The sequence below is a fragment of the Streptomyces sp. NPDC044984 genome, assembly GCF_040646935.1.
GTDB lineage: Bacteria > Actinomycetota > Actinomycetes > Streptomycetales > Streptomycetaceae > Streptomyces.
On the sequence record NZ_JBEZBE010000027.1, the window covers coordinates 26,060 to 42,518 of the forward strand.

General features: G+C 73.1%; 14 protein-coding genes and 3 pseudogenes. 9 read left to right on the forward strand and 8 right to left on the reverse strand.

What is annotated here, in order from left to right; all coding sequences use genetic code 11:
* Positions 1-36: 36 nt before the first annotated feature.
* Entirely contained in the window at positions 37-975 is a 939-nt protein-coding gene (locus AB0A94_RS26630) for an AraC family transcriptional regulator (RefSeq protein ID WP_361748314.1), read from the reverse strand.
* A 104-nt stretch (positions 976-1,079) separates the two neighbouring features.
* Between AB0A94_RS26630 and AB0A94_RS26635 the strand changes: the two genes are divergently transcribed.
* Together AB0A94_RS26635 and AB0A94_RS26640 are read left to right on the forward strand one after the other, a co-directional pair.
* Positions 1,080-1,760 (forward strand): NAD(P)H oxidoreductase, encoded by a 681-nt coding sequence (locus tag AB0A94_RS26635; protein WP_361748316.1) that lies wholly within the window; start codon positions 1,080-1,082, stop codon positions 1,758-1,760.
* 146 nt (positions 1,761-1,906) lie between these two features.
* Positions 1,907-2,080: pseudogene (locus AB0A94_RS26640) on the forward strand (cupin); the annotation flags it as partial.
* A gap of 99 nt (positions 2,081-2,179) precedes the next feature.
* Here the strand turns inward: AB0A94_RS26640 and AB0A94_RS26645 are convergent.
* Positions 2,180-3,385, reverse strand: a complete 1,206-nt coding sequence (locus AB0A94_RS26645; RefSeq protein WP_361748318.1) for a S8 family peptidase — start codon at positions 3,383-3,385, stop codon at positions 2,180-2,182.
* 560 nt (positions 3,386-3,945) lie between these two features.
* Positions 3,946-4,164, reverse strand: a pseudogene (locus AB0A94_RS26650) (EamA family transporter); the annotation flags it as partial.
* Positions 4,165-4,419: 255 nt separating this feature from the next.
* On the opposite strand from AB0A94_RS26650, the gene AB0A94_RS26655 reads away from it, so the two are divergent.
* From AB0A94_RS26655 to AB0A94_RS26665, 3 genes are all read left to right on the forward strand, one after another.
* The gene (locus tag AB0A94_RS26655) at positions 4,420-5,037 is read left to right on the forward strand and encodes a dihydrofolate reductase family protein (protein ID WP_361748321.1); all 618 of its coding nucleotides are present in this window, start codon (positions 4,420-4,422) and stop codon (positions 5,035-5,037) included.
* 4 nt (positions 5,038-5,041) lie between these two features.
* On the forward strand, positions 5,042-5,971 hold the full coding sequence (locus AB0A94_RS26660) for an alpha/beta hydrolase (RefSeq protein ID WP_361748323.1): 930 nt from the start codon (positions 5,042-5,044) through the stop codon (positions 5,969-5,971).
* A gap of 815 nt (positions 5,972-6,786) precedes the next feature.
* A complete protein-coding gene (locus tag AB0A94_RS26665) occupies positions 6,787-7,983 on the forward strand; it encodes an MFS transporter (RefSeq protein WP_361748482.1) in 1,197 nt (398 codons plus the stop codon).
* Between the two features lie 294 nt (positions 7,984-8,277).
* On the opposite strand, the gene AB0A94_RS26670 is transcribed toward AB0A94_RS26665, so the two are convergent.
* The gene (locus tag AB0A94_RS26670) at positions 8,278-9,375 is read right to left on the reverse strand and encodes a helix-turn-helix domain-containing protein (protein ID WP_361748325.1); all 1,098 of its coding nucleotides are present in this window, start codon (positions 9,373-9,375) and stop codon (positions 8,278-8,280) included.
* Between the two features lie 53 nt (positions 9,376-9,428).
* Here AB0A94_RS26670 and AB0A94_RS26675 point away from each other — a divergent pair, with 53 nt between their 5' ends.
* The 3 genes from AB0A94_RS26675 to AB0A94_RS26685 are packed head-to-tail and all read left to right on the forward strand — an operon-like array spanning position 9,429 to position 11,457.
* Positions 9,429-10,082: an HD domain-containing protein gene (locus tag AB0A94_RS26675; RefSeq protein ID WP_361748327.1), complete on the forward strand. Its 654-nt coding sequence runs from the start codon at positions 9,429-9,431 to the stop codon at positions 10,080-10,082.
* A 2-nt stretch (positions 10,083-10,084) separates the two neighbouring features.
* Entirely contained in the window at positions 10,085-10,729 is a 645-nt protein-coding gene (locus AB0A94_RS26680; protein WP_361748329.1) for a DJ-1/PfpI family protein, read from the forward strand.
* Positions 10,726-11,457, forward strand: a complete 732-nt coding sequence (locus tag AB0A94_RS26685) for a DJ-1/PfpI family protein (protein ID WP_361748331.1) — start codon at positions 10,726-10,728, stop codon at positions 11,455-11,457. Before AB0A94_RS26680 ends, AB0A94_RS26685 begins: the two co-directional genes overlap by 4 nt.
* Before the next feature lie 150 nt (positions 11,458-11,607).
* Here AB0A94_RS26685 and AB0A94_RS26690 read toward each other — a convergent pair whose 3' ends face one another.
* On the reverse strand, positions 11,608-12,591 hold the full coding sequence (locus AB0A94_RS26690) for a WYL domain-containing protein (RefSeq protein WP_361748333.1): 984 nt from the start codon (positions 12,589-12,591) through the stop codon (positions 11,608-11,610).
* Positions 12,592-12,660: 69 nt separating this feature from the next.
* Between AB0A94_RS26690 and AB0A94_RS26695 the strand changes: the two are divergent.
* A pseudogene (locus tag AB0A94_RS26695) lies at positions 12,661-12,885 on the forward strand (DUF664 domain-containing protein); the annotation flags it as partial.
* 45 nt (positions 12,886-12,930) lie between these two features.
* Here the strand turns inward: AB0A94_RS26695 and AB0A94_RS26700 are convergent.
* From AB0A94_RS26700 to AB0A94_RS26710, 3 genes are all read right to left on the reverse strand, one after another.
* Entirely contained in the window at positions 12,931-13,713 is a 783-nt protein-coding gene (locus AB0A94_RS26700; protein WP_361748335.1) for an enoyl-CoA hydratase/isomerase family protein, read from the reverse strand.
* Positions 13,710-14,975: a cytochrome P450 gene (locus tag AB0A94_RS26705; RefSeq protein WP_361748337.1), complete on the reverse strand. Its 1,266-nt coding sequence runs from the start codon at positions 14,973-14,975 to the stop codon at positions 13,710-13,712. Before AB0A94_RS26705 ends, AB0A94_RS26700 begins: the two co-directional genes overlap by 4 nt.
* 106 nt (positions 14,976-15,081) lie before the next feature.
* Complete coding sequence (locus AB0A94_RS26710; RefSeq protein WP_361748484.1) at positions 15,082-16,377, reverse strand: cytochrome P450; 1,296 nt, start codon at positions 16,375-16,377, stop codon at positions 15,082-15,084.
* Between the last annotated feature and the right edge of the window lie 82 nt (positions 16,378-16,459).

Below are 16,459 nucleotides of genomic sequence, written 5' to 3' on the forward strand. Positions count from 1 at the left end.
CGCCCACCGGTGACCACGCGGTCGCCGGACAGCGGCTCAGGCCGCCGCGGCGCGGAACGTGCTGGGGCTCAGGCCCGTGTGGCGTTTGAACGCGGCACTGAAGCCGAAAGCGTCGGCATAGCCGACGGACCTTCCGATCTGGGCGATGCTGAGGTCGGTGTCGGTCAGAAGCGCCTCGGCCTCGTCCATGCGGCATTCCGTGAGGTAGGCGAACGGCGGGCGGCCCATCAGCTTGGTGAAGCGCTTGGCGAACAGCGCCCGGGAGACGCCGGCTCGAGCGGCCAGCGACGCCACCGTCCAGGCCTCGGCGGGCCGGTCGTGGAAGGCCTGCAGGGCGGGGGCGAGGACCGGGTCGGTGAGGCCCCGGTACCAGCTGGGCGCGTCGGCGCCGGCTCGGTCGAACCAGCTGCGCAACGTGCACACCAGGGCCCAGTCGAGGAGCCGGTCCATCAGCGCCTGGGAACCGGCCGAGAGCCGGGCGGCGTCGGCGGCGGCCGTCTCCAGCCAGGCACAGACCTCGGCGTCCTCCTCGATCACCAGGACGGGCGGCAGGGCGCGCAGGAGCCGCTCGTGGCGGCGACCCGAGGCGCGGTAGGCGCCCACGATCAGCGCGGTCGCCTCCTCCGAGTCGTCGCCCCAGTGGATACCGCCGAGTTCCTGGGCGGCGCGCTCGGCGTCCGTGGCGAAGCAGGCGATCTCGTACGCGGCATCGGGACCGTGGACAGTGGTGGGACGGTCCGTGAGACGGAACGGTGCGGGGCCGCGCACGATGGCCGTGTCGCCCGCGCCGACCGTTCGCCCGGTGCCGTCGGGCAGCAGCAGGGTGCCCCCGCCGCGCAGCACGCTGACCATGGTGAGTGGCGCGTCGTCGGTGAAGCGGATGGTCCAGGGCCTCGTCAGTACGGCGTGGCTGACGACCGAGCCCTCGGCCCGGATACCGCTCAGCAGCGAACTCAAAGGATCCACGGGACGCATCGTAGACGATCTCCTATGCATCGGACCGTTTCTCCCATGGATCATCCACGCCGCTGTGGCTGTACTGGATTCACCGAATCGACCGAGACCAGCCGGGAGACACCGTGACACAGCACGACAGCCATGCCGGGACAGCCCTCGTGGTCGTCGCACACCACCGCACCGATTCCCTCACCGCGCACACGGCCCGCCGTGCCGCCGCCCGGCTCGAAGCCGCCGGATACCGCATCGACCTGCTCGACCTGCACGCCGAGGGGTTCGACCCACGGATGAACACGTCGGACCAGCCGGACTGGGGCAACAGGGAGAAGGCGTACTCGGACGAAGCGCACGCCCATATGCGGCGCATCCTCGACGCCGATGTCCTCGTCGCCGTCTTCCCGGTGTACTGGCAGAGCGTGCCCGCCATCCTCAAGGGCTGGATCGACCGCGTGTGGAACTACGGGTTCGCCTACGGCCGCAGCAAGCCCCGCCTCGCCGGCAAGCGCGTGTTGTGGCTGGGCCTCGCCGGCGCCACCGCCGACGATCCCGTCGCGGAGGGGATGCAAACCGTCCTCGAGACCAATCTGAGCGAAGGCATCGCCTACTACTGCGGCTTCTCCCGCTCCACCGTGGGCCTGCTCACCGACGCGGAGGAGCGCCCGCAGCGCGTCGACGCCGGGGGCAGCCTCCTGATCGGCGAAGCGGTCACGGGCGCCGAGCGAGAGGCGCAGTACGCCGATCTCGACCGGCGTGCGGGGGAGTTCGTGGAGAGGTTCGTCGCCGAGGGACTCGTGGCGGCCTGACCGCCAGGGAGGCGTATGTGATCGTGGGCGACCTGCGGACGGCGAACACCGAAGGTCGGGCCGGTACTTGACGCCTTGTCGACGGGATGCCGGGGCCACGCGCAGGACGTGCCCTTGACGACGGTGACGATCCGTACGGCTCGGTTCACCATTCCGGGGAGTCGGGGACGGCGGTCCATGTGGTCGGTGGCCGACCCGAGTTCGTCTTCCTGGACGACTCGGGCCACGCCGAGGAGGCGGTGGTCGTCGCCCGCGGCACGCAGGAGGCGATCGTGGTGGACCTGCCCCGGCCGTACGTGCTTCCGGCCGAAGAGGGCTGACCGGCACCGGTGCGCCCCGGGGCCGGCGGGAGGCCGGCCGCCGGGGCGCCGCGGTTCGGGTCCGGGGGACGACACGGTCACCGCCCGGCCGGGGATCCGTCAGGGCACGAGCCTCAGCAGCCGGTTCGGCGACCCCGAGCCGGGGCCGGTCACCTTGCCGGTGGTCGCGCCGCTCACCAGGGCCGAGGCGACCTGGGCCGGGGTGGCGGAGGTGTGGCCGGCCAGGTAGACCGCCGCAGCTCCGGCGACGTGCGGGGTCGCCATCGAGGTGCCGGAGATGGTGCTGGTCGCGGTGTCACCGGTGTGCCAGCCGGCCGTGATCGAGGAACCCGGGGCGAAGATGTCCAGCACCGAGCCGTAGTTGGAGTAGCTCGCCCTGGCGTCCGTACTGGTCGTGGCGCCCACGGTGATGGCCTCGGTGACCCGGGCCGGGGAGTAGGAGGAGGCGTTGGCGTTGCTGTTGCCCGCGGCGACCGCGTAAGTGACGCCGCTCGCGATGGAGTTGCGCACCGCCGTGTCCAGGGTGGTGGACGCGCCGCCGCCGAGCGACAGGTTGGCGACCGAGGGGCCGGAGTGGTTCTTGGTCACCCAGTCGATGCCGGCGATGACCCCGGCGGTGGTCCCGGACCCGTTGTTGTCCAGCACCCGGACGGCGACGATCTTCGCCTTCTTGGCCACTCCGTAGGTGGATCCGGCGATGGTGGTGGCCACATGGGTGCCGTGGCCGTTGCCGTCGGAGGCGGTGGTGTCGCCGTCCACGGCGTCGTAACCATAGCTGGCACGACCGCTGATCTGCTGGTGGGTTATGCGCACGCCGGTGTCGATGACATAGGCCGTGACACCGCTGCCCGCGCTGTCCGGGTAGGTGTAGGTGCCGGACAGCGGGAGCGAGGCCTGGTCGATGCGGTCCAGGCCCCACGGTGCGTTGGACTGCGTGGCGGCGACGCTCACCCGCTGGTTCTGCTCGACGGAGGCGACCGCGGGGTCGGCGGCCAGACGGCCGGCCTCGGCGGCGGAGAGGGTGGCGGTGTAGCCGTTCAGCGCGCTGCCGAACGTCTTCCGCACGCTGCCGCCGTACCGCTCGACCAGGCCCCTGCCCGCGTCCGAGGACGCCTTGAACCCGGCGGCCTTCTTCAGCGTCACGATGTAACTGTCCTTGACCGCGGTGGGGGAGCCGGCGGCGAGCACCGTGCCCTCGACGGGGGCGGCCTGGGCGGGGATCGCGGTGAGTCCGCCGGCCAGGGCGGCCGCCGCGACACCGGCGATCGCCGCGAACCGTGTTCTCTTGCTGCGCAGTCGTGCCATGGCGGGGGAGTCCTCCTCCGGGTGGCGCGCCCTGGTGGGGCGCGCGTCTGTGGGGCGGGCGCGCGTGATCGCGCACCGCTGCCGGGAGCGTTGTGTTCCGTTCCCGGCCGCAAGCAAGGTTCGTCGCTGACTGCCTTTCAGGACAAGGGAGTTGAACACCTGGTAACAAAATCGCCATGGGCACGACATGTAGCGGAGCGCCGGACCGCGAGCGCGCTGAGAAGGGGGTCGGGGAAGATCCCCGATCATCGGGCGCAGGCCCTCGTGCACGGTGGTGATGTGCTGCTGCGCGTCCGTCGGCTCCCGTGGCGGCGGGGTCGTCCTGGAGCGACCGGCGCAGTCCGCAGATCTCCGCGAGCCGCTCGGCCGCGGCGGGGGACGGGCGCCGAGCAGGTCCTCCGGGCGTCCCGGCCGGGTGCGGGCCGGCGCGTGGGCGGCTCGGCGGCACCTGGTCGGGAACGCCGCCGGTGCCGGAGGGAAACTGCCTGACCGGCAGGGCGTGGGCCGCGCGGACCTCCCGGAACAGCACGGGGAGGCGCCTGACCGCTGTCGCGTCGGCCCGCGCGGGCGGGCAGGACGAGGACGACTCCGGCCAGGACCAGTACCGGCCCGCACGGTTGCCGGATCGTCGGGACCTCTCCGGAGACCGCCGTGCCGAGCAGCACGCCCGTGGCGGGGTCGAGCGGTCCGATCAGGCCCACGGTCCCCGCGGGCAGGTGCCGCAGACCGGTGAACCAGGCGGTGAGGGCCGGCGCGGTGGCGACGGTCCCGTAGCCGAGCCCGGTCGCGAACCGGACGGCGAGGGGCCCCAGGACGCCCGTCCCGAACACGGCGACCCGCCCGCCCGCGCGGATGCCGTCCACCCCGGCGTCCGTGTCGTGCGACTGTCTCGCTCACCGTTCGGGAACGGCGGGGACCGGCCGTACGGGCGACCGAAATGCCCGCCGGACATGAGCGGTGCGGAGCGGACCGTCGTGGCCACACGCTTCGTGCGTGAGCGATGAGTTCGGGCGGCGGGTCGGGTCTGCCCTGGTATGACTCGCATCATCGCCGACATCTCGGTCTCCCTGGACGGCTTCGTCACCGGCCCCGACCCCGGCCCGGACAACGGTCTGGGCGCCGGCGGTGAGGCCCTGCACACCTGGGCGTTCTCGGACGACCCCGACGACCGCCGGGTCCTGCGCGAGGGGACCGCCCGCTCGGGCGCGGTCGTCCTCGGCCGTCGGCTCTTCGACGTGGTCGACGGGCCGAACGGCTGGGACGACACGTCCGGCTACGGCGCCGGCGAGGTCGGCAGGCCCGCGTTCGTCGTCGTCACGAGCTCGCTGCCGGATTCGGTGCGGACGACCGACCTCGACTGGACGTTCGTCACCACCGGTCTGCCCGACGCCGTCACCGTCGCTCGCGAGCGAGCCGAGGCGGCGGCGTCGGACAGCGGCAAGGACCTCGACGTCGTCCTCATGGGCGGCGGCGCCACGATCGGCTCGGCGCTGGAGGCCGGGCTGGTCGACGCGCTGACGCTGCACCTCGCGCCCGTCGTGCTGGGCGCCGGGACGCCACTGTTCACCGGCGGAGCGCCGCGCACGCTGGTGCAGCGGGGCGTGGTCTCGACATCGACCGCGACGCACCTGACCTACGACATCCCGAGGTGATCCGATGACCACGGTCAACGTCAACGGAATCGCCCTGGGCATCGAGTCGTTCGGTGACGACGACGCACCGCTCGTCCTGCTCGCGGGCGGGACGACGATGCTCTCCTGGCCCGATGCGCTGTGCGAGCGCCTCGCCGCCGGCGGGCGCCGTGCGGTGCGCTACGACCTGCGCGACAGCGGGGAGTCGACGACGACGGATCCGCAGGCGCCCGCCTACACCCTGCGCGACCTCGCCGCCGACGCGGCGGCCCTTGCCGACGCGCTCGGCGGGGGACCCGCACACCTTGCGGGAATCGGCGTCGGAGGGATGGTCGCCCAGGTGGCCGTGCTCGACCATCCGGGCGCCTTCTCGGCGCTCACCCTGGTCGGCACCCGCGCGGTCGCCCCCGGCCCGCCCGACGACGACCTCCCCGATCATGACCGGGCGACGATGAGCCGGCTGTTCGCGCGTCCGATGCCCGATTGGACCGACCGCGAGGCGGTCGCGGAGTTCGCCGCCGCCGGCGCGGAGATCCGCGGCGACGACCCCGTCGCCGCGCGAGCGGTCGCCGCGCGCATCTGGGACCGCACGCCCGGCACCGCACCGGCGGTCCGGATGGCCGACCAGATGGGCATGGTGTTCTCCAGGCTCGACTGCACACCCCGCTGGCGCGAGCGCCTGCCCGGGATCGAGGTCCCCACGCTCGTCGTCCACGGCCGCCGCGACCGGTTCTTCCCCGTCGGCAACGGCGAGGCGATCGCGCGCGAGATCCCCGGGGCGCGGCTGCTCGTCCTCGAGGAGGCCGCCACCGCGATCCCCGACGCGGCGGTCGGCGAGGTCACCGAGGCGATGCTCACGCTCGGACAGGACACGGCGGGCGCCGCGCGGGGCCGGCCCCCACGCGGCAGTGGACGTCGGAGGCCCGATCCACCCGATCCAACCGCGCGCCCGTGATCGGCACGATCCCGACCCGAGGCTGTCCCGGACGCTCCTGTCGACCCATGCCCCGTGAGCCCGCGGCTCCTGCCGTCCGGGAACTCGCGAGAGGACAGACCGCGGCGCGGCACGCTCACGGACACATGCGGGCGCGGTAGCCGGCCCGTTTCGAGCGGGGGGGGGTCGTGGTGGTCGACCCAGTGCACGAAGTCGCTACCGGTGTCGCTCTCCCACCGGGGCCACCGCACCGGGCAGCCGAGCCGGCCGGGGGCGTGCACGGGGACGCCGACCCCGTGCATCCGCAGGCGCATGAAACCGGCTCAAACGCCTTCGGTACCGGCCCGGCATCCTCTCGACGGCTTCAGGGCCCGCGCCGGCCCGACCCTTGGCGCCTCAACGTCGTCCTGACGAACCGAAGTCGGTGACGGGCCGTGCGGCGGCTCGTGGTGAGCCGTGGCGGCTCGAGGCGTTCGGGTGGATACCGCACGTGATCGTCCGGAGTGCGATCGGCCGGGGGCTGTGAACTCCGAGAGCCGCGCCTCGGCGCGCAAGGCCATGGCTTACCTCGCGTGACACTTGACGAGTTGATCACGCTGTTCCAGATGTGCCGGTCGTTGATCGGTGAACATTCCGTAGCTCCCCACAGCCGTCGCGGGCTGTGGACGTCCCGCCCGGTCCTGACTGAACCCGCTTTCCCGAACCCCGCACCTTCCCCGTCCAGGTCGCCCGTCGACCGCCGCCACAGTCCACAGAAGAGCCTGTCGCCTTTGATATCTCCGGAAGTCCGGTCCGCCGCCACGCCCCGGCACGCCCGCACCGTCACCCACGGCCGGATCAGGGGCATCTACCTGCCCCGTCTGGCGGACGCGACCGCGTCCTCGATGGCCACCTACGGCATTCCGTTGCTGGTGCTGGGCACGACGAACTCGTCCTCCCTGACCGGTGTCGCCTTCGTGCTGACATGGGCACCGCGGTTGTGCACGTTCGGTCTGGCCGGTATGGCCGTCGACCGCTACGGACCCGCACGGGTGTTCCGGGTGGCCGCCACAACTCGGGCCCTGGTCGTCGGGCTCGTGGCGTCCGCCCTGGCGGCGACCGATGACGACAAGGCCTTGGGCCTGGTGATGTTCCTGGCGGCGTGCGCGGGGTGCCTGACCCAGTTCAGCTACATCGCGGCCGAAAGCGTCGGCGCGATCGCCAGCAGGGACGCGGGCGACACGGGACACCGCGTCCAGTCGGTCCTCCTGGGCATCGACCAGACGGCCGCTCTGGTCGGCCCGGCGGCAGGCGGCCTCCTTCTCCAGTGGGACGGCCCCAGCGGCATGCTCACCGTGATCGGCGGTCTGTCGATCCTGACGGCCGCCGTGTCCCCGCGCATGCGCCAGGCGCCCCCGCAAGCGCCGGAGGCGACCGTGCCCGTGCCACGGGGATGGCGCACCGGCTGGTCCACCCTGCGCACGTTGCCGGCGCTCGCGTGGCTGGTGGCCGGGCTGGCGTTCTCCAATCTCGCCCTCGGCCTTCTGGAGGCGGCGACCCCGGTGATCGTGGTCCAGCACCTGGGCCGGTCCAGCGCCTCGGTCGGTGTGATCTGGTCCTGCGCGGCCGCCGCGTCACTGCTGGCGGTCGTCATCTGCCGCGTCATGATCGACCGGTGGGGACTGCCGAGGGTGGGCCGCTGCGCCGCCCTGGTGACGAGCGTGCCGTGCTTCCTCATCGCGCACGCCGATTCCTACCGGGCGTACCTGATACTGATCGCCGTCTTCATGGCCGGCGACAGCGTGCTGGCCGTCGTACTGCGCACGCTTCGGTCCCGCCTCATCCCCGCCGAGGTGTTCGGCAGCACGCTGTCCGTGACCGTGCTGCTCCTGCTCCTGCCCTACCCCCTCGCCGGCCTCCTCATGGCCCTCGTCGACCCGGCAGCCATACGGACGCTGATCACCGTCTGCGCGGTGCTGCAAGGCCTCGGACTCGCCTGCGCCTTCACCTACGGCATCCGTTCCCGGCCGCACCGCGGCAAGCACCGCAAATGAGATCCGACGCGAGGCCTCGCACGCAGCGGGGCGAGCATGCCGCCGTAGCGGCCGGTGTACGGGATGGCACGGTCACGCTGCCGGGCACGTGGCGAACCGCCGCGGATCGCCGCCGCCGATTACGTGAAGGGGCGAACGGCTTACGGGCCCGCAGTCGCACGGCTCTCCCCGGCCGACGTCGGAGACGTAGGCGTTCGGGACCCGTGTTCCGCGGGTGCCCGGCCCGCGGTCGTCCTTCGGCCCGAGGGCCCATGAGGAGCGGGCAGGCCTCGGAGCGACGTGACGGTGGCGTGCTCACCCCGGTGCCGACCGGGTGCCCGCTGTGCTGCGTCGGGCAGGGGCACAGGGCGTCTTGGGCCCGCCGGCTCCGGGGCGCTCCGGGCCGGCGGGGCGGCCGGCGGGCCGGTGGTCCTCGTCGGGGTCCGCCGTGGGGGTGAACGCCGCACGGTAGGCGGTGGGTGTCGTCCCGAGGGTGCGGCGGAAGTGCAGCCGGAGGTTCGAGGGACTGCCCAGACCGCATCGGTCGGCTATGTGGTCGACGGCGAGTCCGGTGCTCTCCAGGAGCTCCCGGGCACGGTCGAGCCGGGCGGCGAGCAGCCACCGCAGGGGAGTCGTACCGGTCTCGGCGACGAACCGCCGGGCGAAGGTCCGCGGTGCCATGTGCGCGTGCGCGGCGAGCCGGGGGACCGTCAGCGGTTCGTGCAGGTGGGCCAGGGCCCACGCCCGGGTGGGCGCGAGGGTGACGCCGTACGTGTCGGGGGCCAGCGGCCGTCTGATGTACTGCGCCTGCCCGCCGTCGCGGTGGGGAGCGGAGACCAGGGAGCGCGCCACCTGGTTCGCCGTCCGCGCACCGAGGTCGCGGCGCACCAGGTGCAGGCAGAGGTCGATGCCGGCGGCGACGCCCGCCGAGGTCAGCACCTGTCCCTCGTCCACGTAGAGCACGCGCGGGTCCACCGACACCCTCGGGTGGCGTGCCGCCAGTTCGTCGGCGTACTTCCAGTGGGTGGTGGCCTCGCGGCCGTCCAGGATCCCGGCCGCGGCCAGCGCGAACGCCCCGGTGCAGATGGACACCAGCCGCCGGCCCCGGGCGTGGGCCCCGGCCAGTGCGGCGAGCACGTCCGCCGGGAGCTCCCGCAGGTGCGGTGCGTACCCCGGGACCACCACGGTGTCCGCGTCGTGCACCGCTTCCAGCCCGGCCGTCACCGTCACGGCGAACCCCGCGGCGGTCGGGACCGACCCCGCGGTCCGTCCGCACAGGGTCAGTTCATAGGGATCACCGGGCACGGCGATGAAGACCTGGGCCGGGATGCCCAGGTCCAGGGGCAGCACGTCGTCCAGGACCAGCACCGCCACTCGGTGCGGTGCGGCGGGGGTGGCAGTTTCCTCTCGCATGGAGGCAAGTCTGCCTCTGTCGCGGCTGGTTGACACAGCCGATCATCGATTTCATGAATGACGTGATGACCGCCGGCGTCCCGCCGCTCCCCGACACCCCCGTCGCCCGCCGCGCGCTGGACCTGGTGCGCGGGACGGAGCCCACCGCGACCGCCAACCACAGCGTCCGCAGCGCGCTGTTCGCCCGGATCCGCGCCGACCACCAGGGCGCGGAGCCGGGGCGCGACTACGATCCGGAGCTGCTGTTCCTGGCCTGCGTCCTGCACGACATCGGCCTGACCCGGGCGGGCGACCGCCACCAGCGGTTCGAGGTGGACGGCGCCGACACGGCCGCGGAGTTCCTCACCGAGCAGGGCCTGCCCGCCGCCGACGTCGACGCCGTCTGGGAGGCCGTAGCCCTGCACACGACGCCGGGCATCGCCGAGCGCCGCGGCACCCTGTGCGCCCTGGTGCACCAGGGGACCGGCATGGACTTCGGCTGGGACACGGGCTGCGTCGACGACGCCACCGGGGCCGCGATCCACGCCGCCTATCCGCGGCTGTCCATGGCCACCACCCTCACCGACGAGATCGTCGCCCAGGCACGGCACCGCCCGGAGAAGGCCCCGCTCTTCTCCATCGCGTCCGAACTGCTGAGGGAGCGGTCCGTGCCGCCGCACAGGACCCGTATGGAGACCATGGCCGACGCCGCGCGCTGGGGCAACTGACCATGACCACGTACGGAATCCTGCTGTTCGACTCGGCGCAGGAACTCGACTTCACCGGCCCGTGGGAGGTGTTCACCACCTCCTCCGGACTGCGCGACGGCGCGGACGACGTCCTGCTCCTCGCCGAACGCGCCGGGCCCGTCCGGTGCTCCCAGGGCATGCGGGTACTGCCGGACCGCACACTCGGCGACCACCCGCCCCTGGACGTCGTCCTTGTACCGGGCGGTCACGGCGCCCGGGAGGCCGAGACCCGCAACGAGCGGGTCACCGGCTGGCTCACCGACACCGCCGCGCGCGCCACCTGGGTGGTCGGCGTCTGCACCGGGGCCTTCCTGCTGCACGCCGCCGGCCCGGCCCGGTCCCGCCGGGTCGCCACCCACTGGCAGTACGAGGAGGCGCTCGAGGAACGCGGTGACGTCACCGTCGTCCGGGACGCCCGCTATGTCGTCGACGGCAACCTGCTCACCAGCCAGGGAGTCTCCGCCGGCATCGACAGTGCCCTGTGGCTCGTCGGCCACCTGCACGGGCGCGAGCACGCCCGCGCCGTGCGCCGTGCCCTCCAGTACGACCCGGCACCGCCGTACCTGGCGGACGAGCCCGTCCCCCTGCCCATGACCGACCGGGAAACGGAGTACCGACCGAGATGAACCGCCGTACCCTCCTGCACGCCACCACCGCGCTCGGGGCCGCGACGCTGACGGCCGGCGCCGCCACCCGGGCCGACGCCGCCCCCTCCGAAGCCCCCGGACGTGATCGGCCCCTGCGCGTCCACGTGGTCATGTTCGACGGTGTGGAGGAACTCGACTTCTCCGCCCCGTACGAGGTGTTCTCCGCCTCGGGCCACTTCGCGGACCGGGAAGTGGAGACCCGCTACGTGACGGTCGACGGCCCGCGTACCGTCAAGGCCGCCTACGGCACCCGCCTGCGCGTCGGCCACGGGTGGGCCCCCGAGGAGGCGGACCTCCTCGTCGTCCCCGGCGGCGGGTACGCGCGCCGCGAGGACCCCGGAGTGTGGGCCGAGATCCGGCGGGGCACCCTGCCCCGGGCCCTGGCCGCCGCGGCCCGCCCGGGGCTGACCGTCAGCGCGCTGTGCACGGGCGTGATGCTGCTCTCCGCCGCCGGGCTGACCTCGGGGCGCCCCTGCACCACCCACCACCGGGCGCGGGCCGACCTGGAGCGGCAGGGCGGCGTGCTGAAGAACGCCCGCGTGGTCGACGACGGCGACCTGGTCACCGCCGGCGGGGTCACCTCCGGACTGGACCTCGCCCTGTGGCTGGTGCGCCGGGAACTCGGCGCGGACGCCGCGGTCGGCCTGGAGGAGATGCTCGAGTACGAGGCCCGCGGAACGGTGTGGACGGCGCGAAGCAGCCGGTGAGCGGCTTTCGGCGGTCGCCGTCCCGGCGCCCGGCACCCGGCACCTGGTACCCGGCACCTGGTACCCGGCCCCGAACGCGGTGCGCAGGACAGGGGGCCCGGGAATCCGGCGGCCCGGCCCGGGGGCGCGACGGCTTTTCGGGACCGTGGATCACCCGCCGGGCGCACCGGCCGCCGCACGGGCGTAACGGCGTGCCAGGACCGCGAAGGCGTCCTTGAGTTCCTGCGGGCCGACCACTTCGACGGCGGCGTCGAACCGTCCGACGCCGGCGGCGAGGGCGGTCCACGACCAGGAGCCCAGGAGGAGCCGGCAGCGGCCGGGGCCCAGTTCCTCGACGACGGCGTCGTGGGCGTGGCGGGACACGGTGGCGGCGGGCAGGTCCAGGATCACCTCGCCGCGGCAGGGCCACTCGCCGGAGCCGTCCGCCCCCCGGAACCTGCCGGTGACGAACGCGGCCACGTCGCCTCCGGGGACCTCGCGCGGTGCGAAGCGGGGCCCCGTGGGACTGCGCGGGGTGATCCGGTCGGCGCGGAAGACGCGCCAGTCGGCGCGGTCGAGGTCGAAGGCGACGAGGTACCAGCGCCCGCCCCGGCTGACGAGACGGTGCGGCTCCGCCCGGCGCGGCGGACGGGCGGTGCCCTCCGGCGGGGAGGCGTAGTCGAAGCGCAGCACTTCGCCGGCGTGGACGGCGGCGCTCAGGGCCATGAGCAGCGCGCCGTCGACGGACGGGTGCGGCCGGGCCGCGGACGGCTCCACGGTGGTCACCCGGAGGGTGTCGACGCGGTGGCGCAGCCGTGCGGGCATGACCTGCCGGACGGTGGCCAGGGCGCGAACCGCGTCCTCCCGGATCGCGGCCCCCGTGGTGGCGGCGGCCCGCAGCGCGACGGCGAGGGCGACGGCCTGCCCGTCGTCGAACAGCAGCGGCGGCAGCCGGGTGCCGGCGTCCAGCCGGTATCCCCCGTCGGGCCCCTTGGAGGCCGCGACGGGATAACCGAGTTCGCGCAGCCGGTCCACGTCACGGCGCACGGTCCGCGGGCTCACCCCCAGCCGCTCGGCCAGCAGCGCACCCGGCCAGTCACGGCGGGCCTGGAGCAGGGAGAGCAGGGACAGCAGTCGGGCTGAGGTCTTCGGCATGCCGTCGATACTCCCCCGGGAAGAGGACACGACCTGACCGCCACGGCGCGCGGACCGAACGACGAACAGGCCGGTCTCGCGCGCTACGAGCGGGGCGCCGCCCGCAGCGAGGAGATCGTCGCCTCCGTGCCCGACCGGTCGGCGACCCGCCCGCTGCCCGAGGCCCCCCGGCACGTGCCGGGAGCCGTGCGCAGCGTGCGCGGGTCGCCGATGCACCTCATCGCCGAGACCGCGCAGCGCGCGGGACACGCCGGCACCCTGCGCGAGACGCTCGACGGACGGACGACCACCTGACCGGCGCGGATCGCCGCGTCCGCCCGCCGAGCGGCACGTCCGCGGTCAGCCGGGCCGGTGCTGCTGGGTGAGGACCGCCGTCAGGAGTTCGGGATCGAACACTGAGGTGTCGGCGAGTCGGGTGGTGGCGGTGAGCGAGTTGAACATGGCCTTGGTGACCCGCAGGGCGGAGGCCGACCGCCGCAGGACGGGTTTGGCCCAGGCCATGACGGCGTCGTCGAGCGCGTCCCGCGGCACGGCCCGATGGAGGACCGACAGGGCGAGGGCCTCCTGGGCGTCGAAGACACGTGCGGTGAGGATCAGCTCCCGCACACGGGCGGCCCCCACCTCGCTGATCAGGCGGGACAGCAGCCCGCCCCAGGCGGGGGGCAGTCCGAGGGCGAGTTCGGGCAGGCGGAAGGACGCGGTGTCCGCACCCACGCGCAGATCGCAGGCGAGCGCGAGCCCGACGCCGGCGCCGACGGCCCTGCCCTGGACGCGGGCGATGGTGACGGCGGGGTTGGCGGTGAGGGCCTCGCACACACGCAGGGCCTTCGTCCCGTTGACACGGACGCCGCCGCCGGTGGGGTCGTCGGCCAGGTGCTGGGGGAACTCGCGCCGGTCACCGCCGAGACAGAACTCGTCTCCGGCGGCGGCCAGCACCAGGACCCGTACCGCCGGGTCCTGGTCGTCGAGGACGGTGAGGAGGTCCTCCAGCATGGCGTCGGTGACGGCGTTGCCCTCTTCGGGGACGTTCAGTTCGACGGTGAGGAGAGGACCTTGCCGGTAGGTGCGGAGGGTCTTGAGTATCCGGTCGGCGGGGAGATCGGTGAGGGGCCGGGTGCTCATGTCGTTACTTTCAGTGAAGTGATGCGGCGGAAGACGAGCCGGGAGACGTCGTAGGCGGGGGGTGCGGCGGGCCGCAGGGTCGGGAAGCGTTCCAGCACCTGGGCGATCAGCTCCCGCGCTTCGGTACGCGCGAGGGCCGCGCCGAGGCAGTAGTGGGCGCCGCTGCCGAAAGTGATGTGGCCGCCGCCACGCAGGATGTCGAAGACGTGCGGATCCGGGTTGCGCCGGGGGTCGTGGGCCGCCGAACCGTACAGGATGTGGACGGTGGTGTCCTTGGGCATGGGGGTGCCGGCGAGGACGATGTCGTCGGCGGCGACATGGGAGTTGAGCCACACCGGGGGGTCGTAGCGCAGGGATTCCTCCACCAGGTCCTCGATGTGCTCCGGGTGCGCGCGCAGCCACTCGGCCCGGGCGGGGTCCTCGGTGGCGAACCGCACCGCGTTGGTCAGCAGGACCGCGCTGGTCTCCAGGGAGGCGATGGTGATGAACATCGTGAGGTGGTAGATCACCCGGTCCGCGGCGGCGCGATCGTCCGGGTACTGCGTGTCCCAGTAGTGGATCCAGCCGGTGAGGACATCGTTGCCAGGGCGGGCCCGCCGCTCGCGGATCAGTTCGGTGAAGAAGGCCCGCATCTCCAGCGTGGCACGGCCCGCCTCCGCGAGTTCTTCCTTGGTGGGGAACAACTCCTGGGCGTAGGCCTGCCGGTGGGTGAAGTCCAGGATGCGCGCGAAGTGCTCTTCGGGGATGCCGAGCCACTCGCAGACCGTGCGAACCGGGAGCAGTTCGGCGACGGTGCGGACGAAGTCCGCCTCCCCGTCAGCGCGCAGACGGTCCTCCAGGTCGTCCAGGAGGCCGGAGGCGAGCGTGGCGATCCGGGGACGCAGGCCCTCCAGGGTGGCGCGGTCGAACGGGTTGCCCAGGGCCCGTCGCTGGCAGGTGTGCGTCGGGGGGTTGATACGGGACAGGGTCCCGGTCAGCTCCTGGGTGGCCAACTCCTGCCAGCGGCTCGGGTCGGGTTGCCGCTCCTGCCAGGCGAAGTCCGGCACGAGCCAGTCCCTGCTGCGCAGGACCTGGCTGCATGCCTCGAAACCGGTGACGAAGTAGCCGCCCCAGGGAGAAGGCACGACGTCCCCGAGGGCGCGCAACTTTTCCCAGACAGGGAGGGGATTGGCCTGTCCTTCGGCCGAACGCAGGTGCCGGAGGAGGGAGATGACGGCTCGGCGGTGGGTGGTGGTGCCGCGTATGTCGCCAACGGCGGTCACGCAGAGCTCCTTTTGCTGGGCGCTGTTGATCACTACCGCCGGAACCTACCCTTCCTCCTTCCCCTGTCATGCGCCCCTGTGAGTTGCTCCGGTCACATGCCGCGCATCAGACACGGAAGATGTCCAGGAAGCTGCTCCAGAATCCCTTCTTCCGCGCCGGTTCCTGCCGTACCGAAGCGGACGACAGGAGCGGTTGCTGCGCACCCGGCGCCGCGGCCCGGTTCTGGAGCGCGGCCGCCATCCGGGTGGCCGGCGTGGGGCTGAACGTCACCGGCAGCGCGACCAGGGCCCGGTGGAACGGGCCCGGCCGCCACTGCAGGTCCTTCTCCGGCACGGCCAGGGCGAGGTCGGGCAGCGCGTTGAGCAGCCGTTCGATCGCGGTGGTCGCGATGACCTGCGCCGGGTCCTTGGCGGGGCAGGCGTGCGGACCGGCTCCCCACGCCAGGTGGGCGCCCTTGCTGTGGGCGCGGCGGGCCTCGTCCAGCGCGGGGTCGCTGTTGGCCCCCGCGAAGGAGATGACGACCGGCGTGTTCGCCTCCGCCACATGGCCGCCGAGGTCGACGTCCTGGACCGGGTAGTGGGTGGCGTAGTTGGCGATGGGCGTCTGGTTCCACAGCACGTGGTCGAGCGCCTCCTCGATCAGCATGCCGCTCTGCCGGCCGCCCGCCCCGGACAGCAGCAGCACCAGGGCGTTGCCGATGAGGTTGCGCTCGGGTTCGATGCCGGCGCCCATCAGCAGCACCAGCTGGTCCTTGAGCTCCTCGTCGGTCAGCCCGGCCGGGTGCTGGATCAGCCAGGAGGTGACGTCGTCACCGGGCTGGCGCCGCTTGAGCGCGATCAGCTCCATCAGGCAGGCGGTGAGGTCCTCGTTGGCGCGCAGCGCGTCCTTGCCGTCGAAGATCGCCGACATGGCGGTGGTGAGGGTGTCACCGATGTCCGCGGGGCAGCCGAACAGCTTGTTGAACAACAGCAGCGGCAGCAGCTTGGCGTAGTCGTTGAGCAGGTCGGCCCGGCCCCGTTCGCTGAACCGGTCGAGCAGGTAGTCGGCGATCGGCTCGACGTCACGCCGGATCCGGGTGATGTTGAGCCGGGCCAGGCTGTCCACCACGGCCTTGCGCAGCCGCAGGTGCACCGCCCCGTCGGTGAACAGGCAGTTGGGCCGGTACGCCATCATCGGCAGCACCGGGCTGTCCATGCCGATGCGACCCTCGTTGAGTGCCTTCCAGCGGCGGGCGTCGCGGGCGAACAGCTCGGTGTTCTGCAGCACGCGCAGCGCCGTCTCGTGGCCGACGACCAGCGTGGCGTCCACGCCGGGGGCGAGCTCGACGGGGCCGGCCGGGGCGTGGGCGCGCAGCCGGTCGTAGACCTGCTGGGGATCGGCGGCGAACGCGGCGTCGTGCATGGGGCATCTGCTGACGGTGGCAGCAGGCGGTGCTTGGGGGTCCATGAAGTCTTCCTTAGGGGTCGGAGAACCGCTGTTCCCG